Below are 19164 nucleotides of genomic sequence, written 5' to 3' on the forward strand. Positions count from 1 at the left end.
CTTTTTGGTTCAGTACGGCAGTTTCCCGGCGGCCAGGTCGCCCAGGATGTCTGCGAGCAGTGATCGGGTAGACGCACTTGACGAGCGCGAGCACCGTCCGGCCAACCCCGCGGCGGTGCGGTGCGGGCGCTGCGACAAGTCTCGAGCTAGAAGCCGAGTGGCAGCACCAGTTCCAGATCGGTCTTGCGGACCGGCGTTCCGTCGACCGTGGTGCCGTCCTCGTTCGGCTGGATGCCGCCGGCGGCGACCCGGTCCAGGGTGCGCAGGCCGAGGGGGCCGACGGTGCCGAACACGGTGTAGTCGGGCCGCAGGGTGGAGTCGCCGTAGACGAGGAAGAACTGGGAGCCGTTGGTGTCCGGACCGGCGTTGGCCATGGCGACCAGGCCACGGGAGTAGATCCGGCCCGGGCCCGACGGGTTGGTGGTCGACGGCGGCAGGTCGGTGGGCAGTTCGTCGCGGAAGCGGTAGCCCGGGCCGCCTTCGCCGGTGGCCGTGGGGTCGCCGCACTGCAGGACCTGCAGCGTCGGGTACGCGGTGAGGCGGTGGCAGGTCGTGTTGTTGAAGAAGCCGTGGCGGGCCAGGTGCAGGAAGCTCTGCACCGTGCACGGGGCTTCGGCGCGGTCGAGTTTCAGCGGCAGCAGCCCCTGGTTGGTGATCACGGGGACGTCGACCTTGCCGCGGTCGGGGGTGTGCTGCGGGTCGGGCGGCAGGGGCACGGGACGGGCGGCGGGTTCGTCGGGCGTTTCCGTGTACTGGCAGGCGCCGTGGGTGGCGGTCGGCGACGCGGCTTGCGCGGCCGGGGTGAACGCGGCGCACAGCGCGCCGACGGCCAGTGTGGTGACGAGGAGCCTCTTCATGCGGTATCCCTCCCGGTGAGGAGGGCAGTATACGAACGGTCCGGACCATTCGGCTTCCCGCGAAAGTCTGGCGCTCACGAAACGCTGACGGGCTCCTGACAACTGTTCCCTAGCGTCCCGGGTCATGATCACTCGCCTCTTCCTCAGCGCGGTGGCGGCCGCCGCGGTGGCCTTCGCGCTGCCCGCCGTCGCGTCCGCCGCGACCGGACCGGTCGTGCAGCCCCTGGCCGTGTCCGCGGCCGAACAGCAGGCCGTGCTCGACTACTGGGCCCCCGAACGGATCAACGCGCTCACGCAGCCGTCGTCGGACAACCCGGCGACCGCCGGCCCGGACGGCGCGCCCTGGACCACCGACAACGCCGTGGCCAAGACGGTCGGCCGGCTGTTCTTCACCGACCACGGCGAGGATTCCAGCTGCACGGCCACCGTGGTGGACAGCGCGAACGGCAGCACCGTCGTCACGGCCGGGCACTGCGTGAACAACACCGACCTTCTCGGTGAGGACAACCAGTGGAACGCCCACTCGATGTTCGTCCCGGGCTACCACGACGGGCAGACGCCGTACGGGAAGTTCGTCGGCCGCTTCGGCGTCGCGAACAGCTCGTGGCTCGCGAACGACCAGATCGACGCGCAGAAGTTCGACACCTTCGACCAGGCTTTCGTGGTCCTCAACCCCGGTGCGGACGGCACCTCGTTGCAGGACAAGGTGGACGCGGCGCAGAAGATCGGCTTCGACCTGCCCGGCGACGCCGACGTCCACCAGTTCGGCTACCCCCGCGCCTCGGCCGACCCTGCGCGCGAAGGCCTGCCCGAGTACACGGGCGCGCGCCTCGCGTTCTGTGAAGGCCCCGCGCGCCACTGGGTGGGCACCGCGGACGCCCCCGACTCCCCCGACCAGTACGGCACCGCGTGCATCATGGGTGGCGGCTCCAGCGGCGGCCCCCGCGTGCGCGACTTCGACGCGACCACCGGCGTCGGCACCGTCGTCGGCGACAACACCCACGCGGGTTTCTTCGACGCGACCGGCACCCCGTGCGCTCTGGGCTCGACCGACGGCTGCACGCGGTACCTCGTGGGGCCGCAGTTCAGCACGGCGGTGACGAAACCGTTGTTCGAAGCGGCACAGCACGCCTGACGCAGCCGCAGACGACGAAGGCCGGGCAGCCACAACGGGCTGCCCGGCCTTCAGCCGAAACCAGGAACTACTTCGCCGCCGGAACCCGCAGCAGCAGCGCGTCACCCTGGCCGCCACCGCCGCACAGCGCGGCAGCACCGAGGCCGCCGCCGCGGCGGCGCAGCTCGTGGATGAGGTGCACCGCCAGGCGAGCGCCCGAGGCGCCGATCGGGTGGCCCAGGGCGATGGCGCCGCCGTTGACGTTGACCTTCGACGGGTCCAGGCCGAGCTTCTCGCCGGCCACCACGCCGACCGCGGCGAACGCCTCGTTGATCTCCACCAGGTCGAGGTCGGCGACGTCGAGCTTGGCCTTCGCGAGGGCCTTGCGGATGGCGTTGGACGGCTGCTCGTGCAGCGACGCGTCGGGGCCCGCGACGACGCCGTGGGCGCCGATCTCGGCCAGGGGCGTGAGGCCGAGCTGGGCGGCCTTCTCGGGGCTGGCGACGATCACGGCCGCGGCGCCGTCGGAGATCTGGGAGGACGAGCCGGCGGTGATGGTGCCGTCGGAGGCGAAGGCGGGGCGCAGCTTGGCGAGGCCGTCGACGGTGGTGTCGGCGCGGACGCCCTCGTCGGTGGAGAAGACGATCGGGTCGCCCTTGCGCTGCGGGATGGTGACCGGCGCGATCTCCTCGCGGAAGAAGCCGGCCTCGATGGCGGCGGCGGCGCGCTGGTGCGAGCGCGCGGAGAACTCGTCCTGCTGCTCGCGCGTGATGCCGTAGCGGGCGTTGTGCTTCTCCGTCGAGGCGCCCATGGCGACCTGGTCGAAGGCGCAGAACAGGCCGTCGTAGGCCATGTGGTCGAGCATCGTCACGTCGCCGTACTTGAACCCGCCGCGCGACTTCGGCAGCAGGTGCGGCGCCTGCGTCATCGACTCCTGGCCACCGGCCACGACGAGGTCGAACTCGCCGGCACGGATGAGCTGGTCGGCGAGCGCGATGGCGTCGAGGCCCGAGAGGCACACCTTGTTGATCGTGAGCGCCGGGACGTCCATCGAGATGCCCGCGGCGACCGCGGCCTGGCGCGCCGGGATCTGGCCCGCGCCCGCGGTGAGGACCTGGCCCATGATCGTGTACTCGACCTCGGACGGCGAAACCCCGGCCTGCTCCAGCGCGGCCTTGATCGCGATGCCGCCGAGCTGCGCACCGGTGAAGTCCTTCAGCGAGCCGAGCAGCCGCCCGATGGGGGTACGGGCCGCACCCAGGATCACGGAACCGGACACGTCGTCCTCCCAAGAATTCTGAACACCTACAGTCTCACGACTGTACCCGGGCCCGCGGCTTCTTGATGGAGCCAGTGTGAGGGGGCGCACGTTGGTTTTCAGGGGGCTTCACCAGGGTGGTGACCCTTATCCTGCCCCCATGAACACTGAGTCCATCCAAGCCGTGCTCACCCCGTTCGTGACCGCGATCGACCACGTCGGGATCGCGGTTCCCGATCTCGACGAAGCGATCGCGTTCCACAAGGAGCACTTCGGCCTGGAGGTCGCGCACGAAGAGGTGAACGAGGAGCAGGGCGTCCGCGAAGCGATGCTGCGCGCGCCCGGCACCGCGGGCACCGAGACGATGATTCAGCTCCTCGCGCCCCTGCGCGACGACTCGACGATCGCGAAGTTCCTCGGCCGCAACGGTCCCGGCCTGCAGCAGCTCGCCTTCCGGGTGTCCGATGTGGACGCAGCCGCGGCCGCACTGCGCGAGCAGGGCCTACGGCTGCTGTACGACGACGCCAAGCGGGGGACGTCGAACAGCCGCGTGAACTTCGTGCACCCGAAGGATGCCGGTGGTGTGCTGGTGGAGCTGGTGGAGCCGGCTGCGCACTAGGGTTCGCGGGTTTTGGGCGCGCGACGCCCGGCCCTGGCTGCTGGAGGCCGGCAGCGGGTCGACGAGTTCGTCGCCATCCCGCTCGACCAATTCACCGAGGCCCTGCTCGAACTGCCCAAGACAGGGCGGCTTCCTCAGACCGTCCTCTGGAACGGCACGCGGATGCCCGTGCCGGACAGATCCCGTCCAGGCACGACCTCGTCCGGGAGCACACTAGGGTTCGCGAGTTTTCGCCTTCGCCGACAACGCGTTGGCCAAGAAGGTGAGCTCGCCGTCGAACTCGGCGGGGCGGTCGTCGCCGGAGTGGCGGGCCGTGGCGTGGCGGTGGGTGACGGCACGGGCGAGCAGGCCCGAGGCGTTGTCGAGGTCGGCGACGGCGAGGCGGCCGCCGGTGGCGCCCACGATCACCGAGCGGACGAGGCGCACGAGGTGCTGGAAGCGTTCTCCGAGCGCGTCGCGCACGACGTGGTGGGTGTCGGCCTCGCGCCAGAGCAGGTGGGACAGGCCGAGGGAGCCGGTGAAGCGGCGGTCGAGCTCCGAGACGAGCCGGCGCAGCGACCCGGCGAGGTCGCCGGGCACCACCACCGCGGCGGGCTCGATGTTCTCGTCGGGCAGCCGCGCGACCAGCGCCGCCAGCAGGTCGGACTTGCGGCGGAAGTAGTAGTGGACCAGACCCTTCGGCACCCCGGCGCGCTCCGCGATGCGGGACGTCGGGGTGGCGTCGAAGCCGGACTCGGCGAAGAGCGCTTCAGCCGCGCAGAGGATCCGCTCCTTCGCCGAGTCATCCGTCATGTCAGCTCCTTCAGTGCGGCATCGCCGTCCGGTGGGCGGCGGTGGCCATCGGCATCGCGGCGGCGCCGGCGATGATCGTGAGCGCACCGGCGACCCAGGACGTCCAGGACGCCCCGTTGAACTCGGTGTACCCCATCACCCACGGCGCGAGGAACAGCAACACCCCGAGGACGATCTGGATGCCCTCGCCGTAGACGGCACCGGGCACCGCGAGCGACACCAGGCCGTCGATGGCGATCAGCGCACCGAGGATCACCATCGTCCACATCGTCATCGTGTCCGTGCTCAGCCAAAGGGGTGAAAGAGCGGCGACAACACCGATGACGACCTCGGCCCAGTCGTGGGGCCGGGTCCAGGCGCGCGTCGAGACTTCACTCATTCGTGCTCACCTCCGCAGAGAACCTGCTGTTCAGGATGTTTCCGTGCGTCGATCATGCGCCTTGATTGGCCGGCCGGTCAAGGTCTGTGGGTCACAGTTGCGCACAACCGGTTCCGGCGTGGTTTTCAGCCATCGGGCTACTGTGTTCCGCCGCTCGGCGCAGGCTCGTCGGGACACCGTGGGTGCTCACCCGTCCGTGACCCCGCAGCGGCTACGGTAGGGCCATGAGCCTTGGCGAGGAACGGGAGCTTGTGCCGCTGGGAGCCGGCTTCGACGTGGCGAAGCGCGGGTACAGCCGAGCGCAGGTCGACGAACATCTGGAACGGCTGGACGCCGACCTGAAGATGCTCACCGGCGACCGCGACGCCGCCATCGCCCAGGCGGGCGATCTGGCCCGGCAGCTGGAGATCGCGCGCGGTGAGATCGCCGACCTGCGCGGGCAGGTCGACCGGCTGGCGCAGCCGCCGACGAGCGTCGAGGGCCTGTCCGAGCGCCTGCAGCGGATGCTGCGCCTGGCGCAGGACGAGTCCGCCGACACGCGGGCACGCGCCGAGGCCGAGGCCGGCCACATCCGCGCCAAGGCGGAGACCGACGCGAGCGCCATGCGCGCTCGGTACGAGCAGCTGCTCACCGAGCTCGATCTGCGCCGCAAGGAGATGGAAGCCGAGCACCGCAAGGTCCTCGAGGACGCCCGCGCCGAGGCGAAGTCGATCACCGACAAGGCCGAGGCCGAGCGCAACAAGCTCGACGCGGAGTCCGAGGCCCGCCGCACGCAGGTCGAAGAGGACTTCGAGATCGCCATGGCCGCCCGCCGCACCGAGGCGATGCGGGTGCTGGCCGAGCAGGAGGCCGCGTCGAAGGCCGAAGCCGAGCGCCGCGTGCGCGAAGCCGCCGAGGACGCCGCCGCCATCCGCGCCAAGGTGCTCGAAGAAGAAACAGTGGCTCGCGCCGACATGGAGCGCCGCCAGCGCGAGTCCGTCGCCGACGCGAACAAGCGCAAGCAGGACTCGATCACCGAGGCCAACGCCCGCCTCGCCGAAGCCGCCGACGAGGCCCGCCGCCGCGTCCGCACGGCCACCGACGAGTCGAACCGCCGCATCACCCAGGCCAACGAACGCGTCGAGGCGCTGCGCAACGTCCGGACCAGCCTGGCCGAACAGGTCCGACAGGCGCGCACGGTGCTGGCCGAGGCCCACCACGTGCTCGGCGAGACGGACACGCTGGTGCCGACGGACATCAAGGCTTCCACCGAGCCGAAGACTCCGGTCGCGGCCGCTGCTCCCGCTGCTTCGCGCTCAGGCTCGGGTTCGGGCTCCGCCGAAGGCGACGTCGAGAAGACGGTCCGCCTCCGCACGAGCGACGTCCCCAAGCCGAAGGCCCAGTCCTCATCCGGCCAGTCCCACAAACCCACCGGCGACTGACCTTCGGCGAAGGCAAGCAACCTCCAGATCCAGTCGAGCCGCGGCTCGATTGTTTTCGTGGTCAGCGCGCTCGCGCTGATGCCCGGCCGACGGCGCACCCACGAAGTTCTTCCCTTGAGCAACTCAAGGGGCCCCACGCGCCGACGCCGCCTTTGACCGCCGCTGGCGCTCGGTCTCGACCACCGACCCACGTCCGCCAGCGCAACCGGGCCTGACCGGCGAAACCTCGGCCTGGAGCGAAGCCAACGCGTCGCAAACCGGCCAGCTCTCCCGGCAGCAGCCACCACGCAAGACCGCACCAGCATTCGAACCGAACCACCGGGCCCTATAGGCGACCACAGCGCGAGATCGCGCCGGTGTGGGGAGCGAGCGGTGCGATCGGCCGCCAGGCCGATCCGACCGCTCGCTCCCCACACCGGCTGCGAGGCGATCTCGCACGCCTCGGCGGAGCCGAGGCAGACAACACAGCGATCCCGCCGTTCGCCCCGGCGGAGCCGAGGCGAACGGCGGGAGAGCCAACTCGCGAGTAACCTTCCCCCGACAAGCGGGGCGCCAGGCGCCCCGATTCGGGATCGCCGGGAGGTTTCGGATGGCTGTCTATCGGACCGTGGTGGTGGGGACGGACGGGTCGGACTCGTCGTTCGCCGCGGTGGATCGGGCGGCGGGGGTGGCCGCGGATGCCGGGGCGAAGCTGGTCGTGGTGTGCGCGTATTACCCCGCCAGTAAGCACGACGTGGAGCAGGCGCAGGACGAGCTCGGCGACGAGGCTTACCAGGTTGTCGGGTCGGCGCCGGCGGAGGACACGTTGCAGAGCGCGCGTGATCGGGCTGTGAAGGCCGGGGCGAAGGACATCGAGACCATCGCCATGACCGGTGAGCCGGTGCACGCGCTGCGCAAGGTCGTGCACGAGACGTCGGCCGACCTGCTCGTGGTGGGCAACCGCGGCCTCAACACGCTCGCCGGGCGGATCCTCGGCTCGGTGCCGGCGGAGGTGGCGCGCAAGTCGGGTGTCGACGTGCTGATCGTGCACACCACCTGAGCCGTGGCCGAATCCTCTGAGGTGCAGCACCAGCTCGAGAAGCTCCTCCTCGGCGGGCCGCGCAGGTACACCCGCCTGGAGGTCGCGGAAAAGGCCGGGGTGCCCGAGGAACGCTCGCGCCGGTTGTGGCGCGCTCTCGGGTTCGCGGCGGCCGAGGACGACGAGGTGGTGTTCACCGACGCCGACGTCGCCGCCATGCGCACGGCCGACCAGCTCATCGCGTCCGGGCTCGTGGCGCGCAACCTCGAGGTCGCCGTGACGCGCGCGCTCGGCCAGCACCTGTCGCGCCTGGCCGAGTGGCAGGTGCACATGCTGTGGTCGCTCATCGCCGGAAAACCGGGCCTCGACGACAGCCAGGTCACCAAGCTCGTCGCGCGGCTGCTGCCCGAGCTGGAGCAGGTGCAGAGCTTCGTGTGGCGCCGCCACCTCGTGGCGTACGCCGGGCGCGCGTTCGCCACCGACGAGGACCTGGAGGCGCGGCCGCAGGTCGTCGGTTTCGTCGACATGGTGGGCTACACCAAAATGACCCGCGAGGTCGACGAGGACGAGCTCAGCCACGTGCTCGACGCGTTCGAGTCACTGGCCGCGGGTGTGATCGCCGACCACCGCGGCCGGATCGTGAAGATGATCGGCGACGAGGTCTTTTTCGTCACCGACTCCCCCGGCTCGGGCGCCGAGATCGCCCTCACCCTCACCGAGCGCGCGTCGGCGTCGGACGACCTGCCCGCCGTCCGCGCGGGGCTGGCTTCGGGGCGGGTGCTGTCCCGCTTCGGCGACGTCTACGGCTCCGTGGTGAACCTCGCCGCGCGGCTCACGTCCGTCGCCCGCCCCGGCACTGTGCTCGTCGACCGCGAGCTGGCGGCCGAGCTGGAGCCCCTGCCGGAGTACGAGCTGCGGTCACGCCGGCCCGTCGCCGTGCGCGGATACAACCGGCTACGGACCTCGGTGCTGCGGCGGGCGCAGGACGGGCCGTCGGGGAAGTTCGCGGAGGCGCAGGAGCGCGCGGCCGAGGCCATGGGGCTGCCCGAGACGATCCGTCCCGCCGATGAGCCGGACGGTCCCGAAGATCTCACGCTGGGTTCCCGGCGCCGGCGTCGCAAGCGCTGATCAAGCGTCGTAGTCCACCGTCACGCGCTCGCTCGCCGGATGCGACTGGCACGTCAGCACGAACCCCGCGTCCACCTCGGCCTTCTCCAGCGCGAAGTTCCGCCGCATGTCCACGGCACCGTCGGTCACGCGCGCCCGGCACGTGCCGCACACCCCGCCCTTGCACGCGAACGGCAGGTCCGGCCGGAACTTCTGCGCACCGTCCAGAATGGACGATTCCTGCGGCAGGCTCATCGTCGTCGAACGGCCGTCGAGGATCAGCGTGACCTCCGACGCGGCGCCGGCCACCGCCGGATCGACGTGCTTGACCGGCTCCGGCGGCACGTCGTCCACGTAGAACAGTTCCTGATGGACACTCGACTCCGGCACCCCCAGGGACGCCAGCACTTCCTGCGCGCCCGTGACCAGCCCGAACGGACCGCACAGCCAGAAGTGGTCCACCGACTCCACCGGCACCAGCGAGCCGAACAGCGCGCGCAGCTTGTCGGCGTCGAGGCGGCCGGTGAACAGCTCGGCCTCGCGCGGTTCCCGCGACAGCACGTGGATGAGCTCGAGCCGCGCCGGGTAGCGGTCCTTCAAATCGGCCAGCTCGTCGGCGAACATCACCGTGTCCGTGCGGCGGTTGCCGTACAGTACAGTGACGGTGGCGTCCGGCGTGGCGAGCAGCGACGCGACGATCGACAGCACCGGCGTGATGCCCGAACCGGCCGCGATCAGCACGTGGTGACCGCCCGCGGTCAGATCCGGCGTGAAGGTCCCCGTCGGCGCGGAGACCTCGACGACGTCACCCGGGCGGACGTCCTGCACGAGCCACGACGAGAACACACCTTCGGGAACCAGGCGCACGCCCACGCGCGGCCGCTGGCCCGCAGGAGCGCAGATCGAGTACGACCGGCGCTCGTCGCGGCCGTCGACGGTGCGGCGCAGCGTCAGCGACTGGCCGGGCGCGAAGGCGAACGTCTCGGCCAGCTCTTCCGGCACGTCGAAGGTCACGGCGACCGCGTCGTCGCACAGCCGCTCGACGTCGGCCACCCGCAGGGAGTGGAAGCCGGTGCGCCGGGAAATCGTGCTGGTCAACTCAGATCTCCTTGACGTGTTCGAACGGTTCCAGGCACGCGCGGCAGCGGCGCAGCGCCCGGCACGCGGTGGCGCTGAACCGCGACTGCTCCTCGGTGTCGAGTGAACCGCAGTGCGGGCAGGCGACGCGCGACACGGGCGGTGACAACGTGAGCGGCACCGGTCCACTCGCCCGCTGCGGGGCGGCACCCGGCGGCGCGATGCCGGCCTCGGCGAGCTTGCGGCGCCCGTCGGCCGAGATCCAGTCCGAGGTCCACGCCGGTTCGAGCACCGTGCGGATCTCGACGTCCGAGTAGCCGGCGCCGAGCAGCGCGTGCTCCAGGTCGTCGCGCATGGTGTCCATGGCCGGACAGCCGGTGTAGGTGGGCGTGATGGCCACCGTCACGCGACCGTCCTCTTCGGACACCGAGCGCAGCACGCCGAGGTCGGCGAGCGTGAGCATCGGCAGCTCCGGGTCCGTCACGGTGGCTGCCACGGCCAGCGGGCTCACCATGTCGCATCCGGCATCGCTCGCGCCACACTCTGCAGCTGCGCCAGCAGGAAGCCCATCTGTTCCGTGTGGATCCCGTCGCGTCCGGTCCGCCCGGACACGCCGGCCACGGCCCCGGAAGTCGGCCGCTCCAGCGTGGCCGCGGCGAGCACCTGGTCGAGCACGACGTCGAACTCCGGCCGCAGCGAAGCGGCGTCCACCAGCTCCAGCGAGTGCGTCTTGAACAGCTCGTCGACGTACGGCCACACCGCGTCGAGGCCCTCCTGCATCCGCTCGTGCGACAGCGCGGTGCCGTCGCCGAGCCGAACGACCCACTGCGCCGCGTAGTCGCGGTGGTAGGCCAGCTCCTTCACGCCCTTGGCCGCGATCGCCGCGAGCACCGGGTCCACACTGGACTCGAGTTGCTGCAGCAACGCCAGCCGCCAAGTGGAGAACACGAGCAGGCGGGCCATCAGGTGCCCGAAGTGACCACCACCGAGCTCGGCGAGGCGGACGTTGCGGAACTCGTGCTCGGCCCGCAGGAACGCGAGCGTGTCCTCCGAGCGGTCGGTGCCGTCGGCCTTGCCGGCGCGCGCCAGCAGCAGCCGGGCCTGGCCGAGCAGGTCGAGGCCGATGTTGGCGATCGCCACCTCGTCCTCGAGCTCCGGCGCGTTCGTGACCCACTCCTGCAGGCGGTGGGAGAACACCAGCGCGTCGTCGCCCAGCATCAGGCAGTACGCGGCCAGCTCAGCGGCGTCCACGCCCGTGGGCACCGTGATGTCCACACCGGACAGCGGGTCTGCGAAGCCGGTGCCGAAGGCCCACCGGGCGTCGTTGTCATCGGTGATGGCCTCATAGACGTTGTCAAAAGACACAGCAGGACATCCCCTTACATGTGCGGAACGTTGTCGGGAATGTCGTAGAACGTCGGGTGCCGGTAGACCTTGTCGCCGCTGGGCGCGAAGAACGGGTCCTTCTCGTCCGGCGAGGACGCGGTGATGTCGTCGGCACGGACGACCCAGATCGAGACACCCTCGTTGCGCCGCGTGTACAGGTCACGGGCGTTGTGCAGCGCCATCTGGTCGTCCGCCGCGTGCAGCGAGCCCACGTGCACGTGGTTCAGCCCGCGCTTGCCCCGCACGAACACCTCGTACAACGGCCAATCGTGCTTCACAGCGAACCCTCCTCTGTGTTCTGGGGCCGAGCCCCAGGCCCCGGCCGGGGGGCGAGCCCCCCTGGACCCCCCAACTGCGATTTGGCAGCATGCGCAACAGCAGCTTCCCGCACCCAGGCTCCCTCGTCGTGCGCCTGCTTTCGATGAGAAACGCGCGTCTTGTTGCACGGACCGTTGCCCTGCAGCACGTTCTTGAACTCGTCCCAGTCGACCGCCCCGAAGTCGTAGTGCTCCCGTGAAGCGTTCCAGCGCAGGTCCGGGTCCGGGAACGTGACGCCCAGCGCCTCCGCCTGCGGCACTGACATGTCGACAAAGCGCTGCCGCAGCTCGTCGTTGGTGTGCCGCTTGACCTTCCACGCCATGGACTGCGCGGTGTTCGGCGACTCGGCGTCGGGCGGGCCGAACATCATCAGCGACGGCCACCACCAGCGGTTCACGGCCTCCTGCACCATGTCCCGCTGCTGCTGCGTGCCGCGCATCATCGTCATCAGCAGCTCGAAACCCTGCCGCTGGTGGAACGACTCTTCCTTGCAGATCCGGATCATCGCCCGCGCGTACGGCCCGTACGAGCTGCGGCACAGCGGCACCTGGTTGCAGATCGCGGCGCCGTCGACCAGCCAGCCGATCACGCCGACGTCGGCGAAGGTCAGCGTCGGGTAGTTGAAGATCGACGAGTACTTCTGCCGGCCGCTGATCAGCTTGTCGGTGAGATCCGCGCGGTCCGCGCCCAGCGTGGCCGCGGCCGAGTACAGGTAGAGCCCGTGGCCGGCCTCGTCCTGCACCTTCGCGAGCAGGATCGCCTTGCGGCGCAACGAAGGCGCGCGCGTGATCCAGTTGCCCTCGGGCTGCATGCCGATGATCTCCGAGTGCGCGTGCTGCGCGATCTGGCGGATCATCGTCTTGCGGTAGCCCTCGGGCACCCAGTCGCGTGGCTCGATGCGCTGGTCGCGCTCGATGGTGTGCTCGAAGTGGGCTTCAAGGTCGGACTCGGGGAGAGTTGCGGTCACGGCTGCTCCTTCGAAACGAGCGTGAGCACGTCGTACTTCGCCACGGAATCGCCGGTCTGGTTCACGACGTCGGCGTCCCAGCGGACCTCGCCGTACTCCTGGTCGATGCGCGGGGTGATCTGCTTGGCGGTCAGTGTCACGGTGAGCGCGTCGCCTTCCTTGACCGGCGTGAGGAACCGCAGGTTCTCCAGGCCGTAGTTGGCGAGCACCGGGCCCGGCTCCGGTGAGACGAACAGGCCGGCGGCGAACGACACGACCAGGTAGCCGTGGGCGACGATCCCGCCGAACAGCGGGTTCGCGGCCGCGGCGGCCTCGTCGGTGTGGGCGTAGAAGGTGTCGCCGGTGAACTCGGCGAAGTGGTCGATGTCGGCGCGGGTCACCGTCCGCGGGCCGGCCACCACGGAATCGCCCACGCGCAGCTCGGCCAGCGACTTGCGGAACGGGTGCTCGCCCTCCACGCGCGGCGCGCCCTCGATCCACCGCCCGGTGACGGTGCTGAGCACCTTCGGGCTGGCCTGCACGGCCGTGCGCTGCATGTGGTGCAGCACGCCGCGGATGCCGCCCATCTCCTCGCCACCGCCGGCGCGACCCGGACCACCGTGCACGAGCTGCGGCATCGGCGAGCCGTGGCCCGTCGACTCCTTCGCGTCGTCGGCGTCGAGCACGAGCAGCCGGCCGTGGTACGGCGCGACGCCCAGCACGATCGTCCGCGCGAACTCCGGGTCGCCGGTCACGATCGACCCGGCGAGGCTGCCGCCGCCGCGCGCCGCGAACTCGATGACCTGCTCGATCGAGGTGTAGGGCATCAGCGTGGACACCGGGCCGAACGCCTCGACCTCGTGCGGCTCCGAACGCTGCGGGTCGGCCTTGAGCAGCACCGGCGACAGGAACGCACCGGTCGACTCGTCGGCGCCGACCACGTCGACGTGCTCCGGGTCGCCGTAGACGACACTGCCGGCGTCGAGCAGGGCCTTGAGCGAACGGCGGACCTCTTCGCGCTGCTCCAGGCTGGCCAGCGCGCCCATGCGCACGCCCTCGGCGGCCGGGTTGCCGACCACGACCTTCGCCAGGCGCGCACTCGCGGCCTCGGCGACGTCGTCGAGCATCTCCTCCGGCACGAACGCGCGGCGGATCGCGGTGCACTTCTGGCCCGCCTTCACGGTCATCTCCGTGACCAGCTGCTTCACGAACAGGTCGAACTCCGGTGTGCTCGGCCGCGCGTCGGGCGCGAGGATCGAGCAGTTCAGCGAGTCGGCCTCCGCGTTGAAGCGCACGGAGTTGCGCACGACCGCGGGGTGCGCGCGCAGCTTCTGCGCGGTGGACGCGGAACCGGTGAACGACACCAGGTCCTGCGCGGTCACGTGGTCGAGCAGGTCGCCGACGCTGCCGGCGATGAACTGCAGTGAACCCTCGGGCAGGAGGCCGGACTCGATGATCAGCTCGACGAGCTTCGCGGTGAGGTAGGCCGTCTGGCTCGCGGGCTTGATCAGGCTCGGCACGCCGGCGAGGAACGCGGGCGCGAACTTCTCCAGCGGCCCCCACACCGGGAAGTTGAACGCGTTGATCTGGATCGCGACCCCGTGCAGCGGCACGGCGACGTGCTGCGCGACGAAGGTGCCGCCCTTGCTCAGCGGCTCGACCGCGCCGTCGATGTACACGGTGTCGTTGGGCAGCTCGCGCTTGCCCTTCGACGCGTAGCTGAACAGCACGCCGATGCCGCCGTCGACGTCGAACTTCGAGTCGCCCAGTGTGGCGCCGGTGCGCGCCGACACCGCGTAGAGCTCCTCGCGGTGCTCGCGCAGGTGGGACGCCAGAGCCTTGAGCAGGGCCGCACGCTGGTGGAACGTGAGCTCACGCAGGGCGGGGCCGCCCACGCGGCGGCCATAGTCGAGCGCGCCCGCGAAGTCGACGCCGGTCGACGAGACGCGGGCGACCTCCTCGCCGGTCGCCGCGTCGTGCAGCGGCGCTCCCTCGTCCGTCGCCGTGTGCCAGCCGCCGGAGACGTAGCTGCGGAGCAAAACCATGGGGCCCGACCCTCTCGCCGTGTCGTCTTGTGATGTGCCAACCCGGAATTACCAACCGGACGTTCAGTAATTCCATCGTAGCCGCTCCTGCGCCTGATCGGAAGTCCTGGTGCTTGACAGCGAAGCTGCGGCGCATCTTTACTAACCGCAGGCCTGGATTACCGGCCATTCGGTCAGTTGGACACAGCTCAGTTACTCACGGGGAGGTCGCCCGACGTGACGGCGCGCAACGCGGCCCACGCCATGTTCGACACCGACGAGGCGTCGAAGGGCCTGGGCATCGAGCTCGTGGAGGCCGCCGACGGGCGCGCAGTCGCCACCATGAAGGTGACGGAGTCGATGGTCAACGGCCACGACATCGCCCACGGCGGCTACCTGTTCCTGCTCGCCGACACCGCGTTCGCCCTCGCGTGCAACACCCACGGACCGGTCACCGTCGCCTCCGGCGCCGAGATCTCCTTCGTCGCGGCCGGCCGCCTCGGCGACCACCTCACCGCCACGGCCACCGAGCGCACCCGCTACGGCCGCAACGGCATCTACGACGTCACCGTGCACCGGGACACCCCCGCCGGGCCCGAGGTCGTCGCCGAGTTCCGCGGCCGCAGCCGCGTCATCGAGAAGAGCCGGGAAAACCGATGAAAGACACTGCTGAAAAGCTGAGCGCCGACGAGCTCGCCGCCCTCCAGCTGGAACGTCTGCAATGGACACTGCGGCACGCGTACGCCAACGTCCACTTCTACACCAAGAAGTTCGACGAGACGGGCGTGCACCCGGACGACTGCAAGGAACTGGCCGACCTCGCGAAGTTCCCGTTTACCACGAAGGCGGACCTGCGCGACAACTACCCGTTCGGAATGTTCGCCGTGCCGCAGGACCAGGTGCGCCGCATCCACGCGTCCAGCGGCACCACCGGCAAGCCGACCGTCGTCGGTTACACCGAGCAGGACATCGACACGTGGGCGACCGTGATGGCGCGCTCGATCCGCGCGGCCGGCGGGCGCCCGGGGCACAAGGTGCACGTGGCGTATGGCTACGGCCTGTTCACCGGCGGGCTCGGCGCGCACTACGGCGCGGAAAAGCTCGGCTGCACCGTGATCCCGGCCTCAGGCGGCATGACCGCGCGCCAGGTGCAGCTGATCACCGACTTCCAGCCCGAGATCATCATGGTCACGCCCTCGTACATGCTCACGCTGCTCGACGAGTTCGAACGCCAGGGCGTGGACCCACGGGCCAGCTCGCTCAAGGTCGGCATTTTCGGCGCCGAGCCGTGGACCGAGCAGATGCGCGCGGAGATCGAGGAACGCTTCGCGCTCGACGCCGTGGACATCTACGGCCTGTCCGAGGTGATGGGGCCGGGTGTCGCGCAGGAGTGCGTGGAGACCAAGGACGGCCTGCACATCTGGGAGGACCACTTCTTCCCCGAGGTGATCGACCCGTTCAGCGAAGAGGTGCTGCCGTCGGGCGCGCAAGGTGAGCTGCTGTTCACGTCGCTGACGAAGCAGGCGCTGCCGATCATCCGATACCGCACGCGCGACCTCACGCGACTGATGCCGGGCACGGCGCGGCCGGCGTTCCGGCGCATGGAGAAGGTGACCGGGCGCAGCGACGACCTCATCATCCTGCGGGGCGTCAACGTCTTCCCGACGCAGATCGAGGAGATCGTGCTGCGGGTCGACGCGTTGAGTCCGCACTTCCAGCTGGTGCGTTCGACGCGGGGCCGGCTGGACCACCTGACCGTGCGGGTCGAGGCGCGCCACGACGCCACGACCGACGCGCGGACGGCTGCCGCGGCGGTGTTGATCGCGGGCGTGAAGGACGGCGTGGGGGTGACCGTCGGCGTCGAGGTGGTGGAGCCGGACACCTTGGAACGTTCGGTTGGCAAGATGCGTCGCGTGATCGACGAGCGGGACAAGACGTGACGACGGCCCGGCGGGGGCGGCCCGGGTACGACCTGGAATCACTGCTGCAGGTCGCGGTGAAGCTGTTCAACGAGCGCGGCTACGACGGCACCAGCATGGAAGACCTCTCGCGCAAGCTGGGCATCACGAAGTCGGCGATCTACCACCACGTGCCCAGCAAGGAAGAGCTGCTGCGGCTTTCGGTGGACCGGGCGCTCGACGGGCTGTTCGAGGTCGCGGCGTCCACGGAGCAGCTCGACGGGCGCGCGATCGATCGGCTGGAGCACCTCGTGCGCGGCAGTGTGCTGGTGCTGGCCGACCGGCTGCCGTTCGTCACGCTGCTGCTTCGCGTGCGTGGCAACACCAAGGTGGAGCGTTCGGCGCTGGCCCGCCGGCGCGAATTCGACCGGCTGGTGACGGATCTGGTCAAGCAGGCCGAAGCCGAGGGTGACGTGCGGCCGGACATCGACCCCGCCGTGGCCGCGCGGCTGCTGTTCGGCACGGTGAACTCGCTGATCGAGTGGTACCGGCCGCGCCGGGGTTCCTCGGGTGCGGAGCTGGCGGACGCGGTGTGCAAGATGGCGTTCGACGGCCTGCGGGCGTGAAACCCACGACCGTCCTACCGTGCCGATTGTTACCAATCCGACCACAGTCACGGCCGAATGGCTTCGTAGCAACGGTTACGTGCCGTGTGGGGGTCGGCCTGCTTTGGCCGGACTAGTAACGTGACACTCACCGCCGGAAAGTCCCACCCGGCGGCGATTCACTCCCCCGTCGTGGTTTTCGGCGGCCGGCGCGCCTGCCAGAGCATGGCGGCACGCAGTTGCTCGATCAGGACCTCGTCGTCCTCTTCGCTCGGTTCGGCGCCCAGCGGGATCCAGCGCTCGCTGACGAGCGCGCCCTGGGCGTAGTTGCTGATGACGATGCCGTCGTAGGACAGATCCGCCGCGCACTCGCCGGGACACTCGCCCGCGCAGCAGGATTCGTCCACGCGCACCTGGCGGTGCTGCAAGCGCACGCTGACCCAGCGCCCGGCGGGCCGGGCCGGGTCACCCTCCACATCGCTCATCTGCTCCTACCCCACAGCGCCCATCCCCCGTTCGATCCGTCGTCCGAGCGGGCGGCGAAGTTACCGGCCGGTTGTTCCGGTTCAATAACGGCCCAGTCGAGGAGTACAAATACCGTCACGCACACCAGCGGGCCACGGTCTTTACGTTCAGTAAACAACTTGTTGACAGCACGACGGAGGACGAGAAGGCTGATAAGATGAGCACCGGAACCCGGCCCACGCGGCGCCGGCTGGAACCGGCCGAGCGTAGGGCCGAGATCCTCGCGGTGGCGCGGCGCCTGTTCGGGGCCGGCAGCTACGCGTCAGTGTCCACTTCGGACATCGCCGCGGCCGCGGGGGTGGCGAGGCCCCTGATCAACCACTACTTCGGCGGCAAGCGCGAGCTCTACCTCGAAGTCGTGCGGCAGATGATGATCGTGCCCGCGCCCGTGGTCGAGTCGCTGCCCGAAGGCCCCGTGCGGCGCCGGCTGGAGGTCGGCATCGAGCGCTGGATCGACGTGGTCGATCGCAACCGCGACGCGTGGCTCACCGCGATCGGCCCGGAGTCCGCCGGCCGTGACCCCGAGATCGAGCGGATCATGCTGGAGGCCGACGACATCGCGGCCGACCGCGTGCTGGCCGGGGCCCTGATGACCGACGTCACCGAGGGCCGCGAAGAGCTGCGCGCGATGATCCGGTCGTACGGCGGGATGTTGCGCGCGGCGTCTCGCGAATGGCTGATCCGCGGCACGCTCAACCGCGCCGAGCTGCGGACCTTCCTCGTGGAATCGATCATGGGCCTGATCGAGGTCACCTACCCGGCCGTGCTCGCGGAGCGGAACGGCGCGCGTAGGCCGCCGGAGTCGTCCCCGTCCACCGTTTGAACGCGTAGATGAAGCTCGACGCCTCGGCGTAACCCAGGCGCAGTGCGACATCTTCGACGGACAACGCGCCGGTGTCGAGCATTTCCTCGGCGAGCGTCTGGCGGACCTCGTCCACGAGCTGGCGGTAGCCCGTGCCGGCGTCGGTGAGTCGGCGGCGCAGCGTGCGCGGGCTGACGGTGAGCTGGCGCGCGATCTCGTCCATGCCGGCGTCAACGCCGCCGAGGCGCACGAGGCGTTCACGCACGAGCTGGGAGATGCCGGACCGTTCGCGACGGCGGGCCACGAGAGCTTCGCACTGGGCCGCGCACAGGGCCACGGTCTGCTCGTTGGCCTGGGGCAACGGCATGGTGAGGAACGCGGGGTCGAAGCTCGCGCGGTGGCGTTCGGCGCCGAACCCTGGCTCGACGCCGAAGGTGTCCACATAGGACTTCGTCGACGCCGGTGCCGAATGCCGGAACTCCAGGCCCCGCGGGGAAATCCCCGGCAGCAGGTCGCGCATCACGGTGTGGATCGCGGCGAGGTCGCGCAGCACGAGGAAACGGGCGACGTCGGCGGGTACGCGTGAATCGTCGAGCACGAGGCTGATCCCGCCGGTATCCCCCACGTCGAGCTCCACGTGGGGGATGCAAAAGGTGAAGCTCAAGTCCAGGTAGCGCAACGCGAACAGCATCGCGTCGCGCATCGTCGGGCTGCTGATGCAGGCGAACCCGAAGATGCCGAACGTCGTCACGCGGTAGCGGCGGCCGAGTTCGAGCGCGATGTCGTCACCACCGCCGATGTGCGTGGCGACGGCTCGCACCACGGCCAGCTCCTGCCGCGCGTCGACCTGACGGTCCGGACCGGTCAGCGCCTCACGCGGGGTGCCGGGCAGCAGCGTTCCGGCGGGCACGCCGTGGTCCTCGGCGAACCCGAGCATGAGCAGCACACTGGCGGTGCCGCGGGGAAAGTCCCAGTCGCGGACCGCGGGGGCTGCCAGCTCTGCCATGGCCGGAATTAT

At 70.2% G+C, this 19164-nt stretch carries 21 protein-coding genes; 9 read left to right on the plus strand and 12 right to left on the minus strand.

The window, feature by feature from the left end:
- Positions 1–146: 146 nt before the first annotated feature.
- Positions 147–857: a peptidylprolyl isomerase gene (locus QRX50_RS48525; RefSeq protein WP_285969782.1), complete on the minus strand. Its 711-nt coding sequence runs from the start codon at positions 855–857 to the stop codon at positions 147–149.
- A gap of 124 nt (positions 858–981) precedes the next feature.
- Here QRX50_RS48525 and QRX50_RS48530 point away from each other — a divergent pair, with 124 nt between their 5' ends.
- A complete protein-coding gene (locus tag QRX50_RS48530; RefSeq protein WP_285969783.1) occupies positions 982–1992 on the plus strand; it encodes a trypsin-like serine peptidase in 1011 nt (336 codons plus the stop codon).
- Positions 1993–2059: 67 nt separating this feature from the next.
- On the opposite strand, the gene QRX50_RS48535 is transcribed toward QRX50_RS48530, so the two are convergent.
- On the minus strand, positions 2060–3250 hold the full coding sequence (locus tag QRX50_RS48535) for an acetyl-CoA C-acetyltransferase (protein WP_285969784.1): 1191 nt from the start codon (positions 3248–3250) through the stop codon (positions 2060–2062).
- Between the two features lie 139 nt (positions 3251–3389).
- Between QRX50_RS48535 and mce the strand changes: the two genes are divergently transcribed.
- Positions 3390–3848 carry a methylmalonyl-CoA epimerase gene (gene mce, locus QRX50_RS48540; protein WP_285969785.1) on the plus strand — a complete coding sequence of 153 codons (459 nt, stop codon included), beginning with the start codon at positions 3390–3392 and terminating at the stop codon, positions 3846–3848.
- A 213-nt stretch (positions 3849–4061) separates the two neighbouring features.
- On the opposite strand, the gene QRX50_RS48545 is transcribed toward mce, so the two are convergent.
- Positions 4062–4640: a TetR/AcrR family transcriptional regulator gene (locus QRX50_RS48545; RefSeq protein ID WP_285969786.1), complete on the minus strand. Its 579-nt coding sequence runs from the start codon at positions 4638–4640 to the stop codon at positions 4062–4064.
- A 10-nt stretch (positions 4641–4650) separates the two neighbouring features.
- Positions 4651–5019, minus strand: coding sequence for an SPW repeat domain-containing protein (locus QRX50_RS48550; protein ID WP_285969787.1), 369 nt, complete (start codon positions 5017–5019; stop codon positions 4651–4653).
- A 251-nt stretch (positions 5020–5270) separates the two neighbouring features.
- On the opposite strand from QRX50_RS48550, the gene QRX50_RS48555 reads away from it, so the two are divergent.
- The 3 genes from QRX50_RS48555 (at position 5271) to QRX50_RS48565 (ending at position 8586) form a co-directional block, all read left to right on the plus strand.
- On the plus strand, positions 5271–6440 hold the full coding sequence (locus tag QRX50_RS48555; protein ID WP_285974757.1) for a coiled-coil domain-containing protein: 1170 nt from the start codon (positions 5271–5273) through the stop codon (positions 6438–6440).
- A 589-nt stretch (positions 6441–7029) separates the two neighbouring features.
- A complete protein-coding gene (locus tag QRX50_RS48560) occupies positions 7030–7479 on the plus strand; it encodes a universal stress protein (RefSeq protein ID WP_285969788.1) in 450 nt (149 codons plus the stop codon).
- 3 nt (positions 7480–7482) lie between these two features.
- Entirely contained in the window at positions 7483–8586 is a 1104-nt protein-coding gene (locus tag QRX50_RS48565) for an adenylate/guanylate cyclase domain-containing protein (RefSeq protein WP_285969789.1), read from the plus strand.
- On the opposite strand, the gene paaE is transcribed toward QRX50_RS48565, so the two are convergent.
- The 6 genes from paaE to paaZ are packed head-to-tail and all read right to left on the minus strand — an operon-like array spanning position 8587 to position 14337.
- Positions 8587–9663: a 1,2-phenylacetyl-CoA epoxidase subunit PaaE gene (gene paaE, locus QRX50_RS48570; protein ID WP_285969790.1), complete on the minus strand. Its 1077-nt coding sequence runs from the start codon at positions 9661–9663 to the stop codon at positions 8587–8589.
- Between the two features lies 1 nt (position 9664).
- Positions 9665–10156, minus strand: coding sequence for a 1,2-phenylacetyl-CoA epoxidase subunit PaaD (gene paaD, locus QRX50_RS48575; protein WP_285969791.1), 492 nt, complete (start codon positions 10154–10156; stop codon positions 9665–9667).
- A complete protein-coding gene (gene paaC / locus QRX50_RS48580) occupies positions 10150–11007 on the minus strand; it encodes a 1,2-phenylacetyl-CoA epoxidase subunit PaaC (protein WP_285969792.1) in 858 nt (285 codons plus the stop codon). Before paaC ends, paaD begins: the two co-directional genes overlap by 7 nt.
- Before the next feature lie 14 nt (positions 11008–11021).
- A complete protein-coding gene (paaB, locus tag QRX50_RS48585) occupies positions 11022–11306 on the minus strand; it encodes a 1,2-phenylacetyl-CoA epoxidase subunit PaaB (RefSeq protein WP_285969793.1) in 285 nt (94 codons plus the stop codon).
- Complete coding sequence (gene paaA, locus QRX50_RS48590; RefSeq protein WP_285969794.1) at positions 11303–12313, minus strand: 1,2-phenylacetyl-CoA epoxidase subunit PaaA; 1011 nt, start codon at positions 12311–12313, stop codon at positions 11303–11305. Before paaA ends, paaB begins: the two co-directional genes overlap by 4 nt.
- Positions 12310–14337: a phenylacetic acid degradation bifunctional protein PaaZ gene (paaZ, locus tag QRX50_RS48595; protein WP_285969795.1), complete on the minus strand. Its 2028-nt coding sequence runs from the start codon at positions 14335–14337 to the stop codon at positions 12310–12312. Before paaZ ends, paaA begins: the two co-directional genes overlap by 4 nt.
- A gap of 243 nt (positions 14338–14580) precedes the next feature.
- Between paaZ and paaI the strand changes: the two genes are divergently transcribed.
- Genes paaI through QRX50_RS48610 form a run of 3 tightly spaced genes read left to right on the plus strand, consistent with a single transcriptional unit; the run spans position 14581 to position 16840 of the window.
- Positions 14581–14976, plus strand: a complete 396-nt coding sequence (gene paaI, locus QRX50_RS48600; protein ID WP_285974758.1) for a hydroxyphenylacetyl-CoA thioesterase PaaI — start codon at positions 14581–14583, stop codon at positions 14974–14976.
- Positions 14973–16256 carry a phenylacetate--CoA ligase PaaK gene (gene paaK / locus QRX50_RS48605; protein WP_285969796.1) on the plus strand — a complete coding sequence of 428 codons (1284 nt, stop codon included), beginning with the start codon at positions 14973–14975 and terminating at the stop codon, positions 16254–16256. The genes paaI and paaK overlap by 4 nt, the downstream gene beginning before the upstream one ends.
- Complete coding sequence (locus tag QRX50_RS48610) at positions 16253–16840, plus strand: TetR/AcrR family transcriptional regulator (RefSeq protein ID WP_285969797.1); 588 nt, start codon at positions 16253–16255, stop codon at positions 16838–16840. The genes paaK and QRX50_RS48610 overlap by 4 nt, the downstream gene beginning before the upstream one ends.
- A 158-nt stretch (positions 16841–16998) precedes the next feature.
- Here QRX50_RS48610 and QRX50_RS48615 read toward each other — a convergent pair whose 3' ends face one another.
- On the minus strand, positions 16999–17304 hold the full coding sequence (locus tag QRX50_RS48615) for a hypothetical protein (protein ID WP_285969798.1): 306 nt from the start codon (positions 17302–17304) through the stop codon (positions 16999–17001).
- A 197-nt stretch (positions 17305–17501) separates the two neighbouring features.
- On the opposite strand from QRX50_RS48615, the gene QRX50_RS48620 reads away from it, so the two are divergent.
- Complete coding sequence (locus tag QRX50_RS48620) at positions 17502–18167, plus strand: TetR/AcrR family transcriptional regulator (protein WP_285969799.1); 666 nt, start codon at positions 17502–17504, stop codon at positions 18165–18167.
- On the opposite strand, the gene QRX50_RS48625 is transcribed toward QRX50_RS48620, so the two are convergent.
- The gene (locus QRX50_RS48625) at positions 18094–19152 is read right to left on the minus strand and encodes an AraC family transcriptional regulator (protein WP_285969800.1); all 1059 of its coding nucleotides are present in this window, start codon (positions 19150–19152) and stop codon (positions 18094–18096) included. The two genes, QRX50_RS48620 and QRX50_RS48625, sit on opposite strands and share 74 nt — an antisense overlap.
- Between the last annotated feature and the right edge of the window lie 12 nt (positions 19153–19164).

The sequence above is a fragment of the Amycolatopsis sp. 2-15 genome (assembly GCF_030285625.1).
In the GTDB taxonomy this organism is placed as follows: domain Bacteria; phylum Actinomycetota; class Actinomycetes; order Mycobacteriales; family Pseudonocardiaceae; genus Amycolatopsis; species Amycolatopsis carbonis.

What these genes read in the sequence shown, in the direction of transcription:
- QRX50_RS48550 (WP_285969787.1), bottom strand. Translation starts at nt 5,019, where the DNA reads ATGAGTGAAGTCTCGACGCGCGCCTGGACCCGGCCCCACGACTGGGCC.
- paaD (WP_285969791.1), bottom strand. Translation starts at nt 10,156, where the DNA reads ATGGTGAGCCCGCTGGCCGTGGCAGCCACCGTGACGGACCCGGAGCTG.
- QRX50_RS48615 (WP_285969798.1), bottom strand. Translation starts at nt 17,304, where the DNA reads ATGAGCGATGTGGAGGGTGACCCGGCCCGGCCCGCCGGGCGCTGGGTC.
- QRX50_RS48525 (WP_285969782.1), bottom strand. Translation starts at nt 857, where the DNA reads ATGAAGAGGCTCCTCGTCACCACACTGGCCGTCGGCGCGCTGTGCGCC.
- mce (WP_285969785.1), top strand. Translation starts at nt 3,390, where the DNA reads ATGAACACTGAGTCCATCCAAGCCGTGCTCACCCCGTTCGTGACCGCG.
- paaK (WP_285969796.1), top strand. Translation starts at nt 14,973, where the DNA reads ATGAAAGACACTGCTGAAAAGCTGAGCGCCGACGAGCTCGCCGCCCTC.
- QRX50_RS48620 (WP_285969799.1), top strand. Translation starts at nt 17,502, where the DNA reads ATGAGCACCGGAACCCGGCCCACGCGGCGCCGGCTGGAACCGGCCGAG.
- QRX50_RS48545 (WP_285969786.1), bottom strand. Translation starts at nt 4,640, where the DNA reads ATGACGGATGACTCGGCGAAGGAGCGGATCCTCTGCGCGGCTGAAGCG.
- paaI (WP_285974758.1), top strand. Translation starts at nt 14,581, where the DNA reads ATGTTCGACACCGACGAGGCGTCGAAGGGCCTGGGCATCGAGCTCGTG.
- paaZ (WP_285969795.1), bottom strand. Translation starts at nt 14,337, where the DNA reads ATGGTTTTGCTCCGCAGCTACGTCTCCGGCGGCTGGCACACGGCGACG.
- QRX50_RS48560 (WP_285969788.1), top strand. Translation starts at nt 7,030, where the DNA reads ATGGCTGTCTATCGGACCGTGGTGGTGGGGACGGACGGGTCGGACTCG.
- QRX50_RS48625 (WP_285969800.1), bottom strand. Translation starts at nt 19,152, where the DNA reads ATGGCAGAGCTGGCAGCCCCCGCGGTCCGCGACTGGGACTTTCCCCGC.
- QRX50_RS48530 (WP_285969783.1), top strand. Translation starts at nt 982, where the DNA reads ATGATCACTCGCCTCTTCCTCAGCGCGGTGGCGGCCGCCGCGGTGGCC.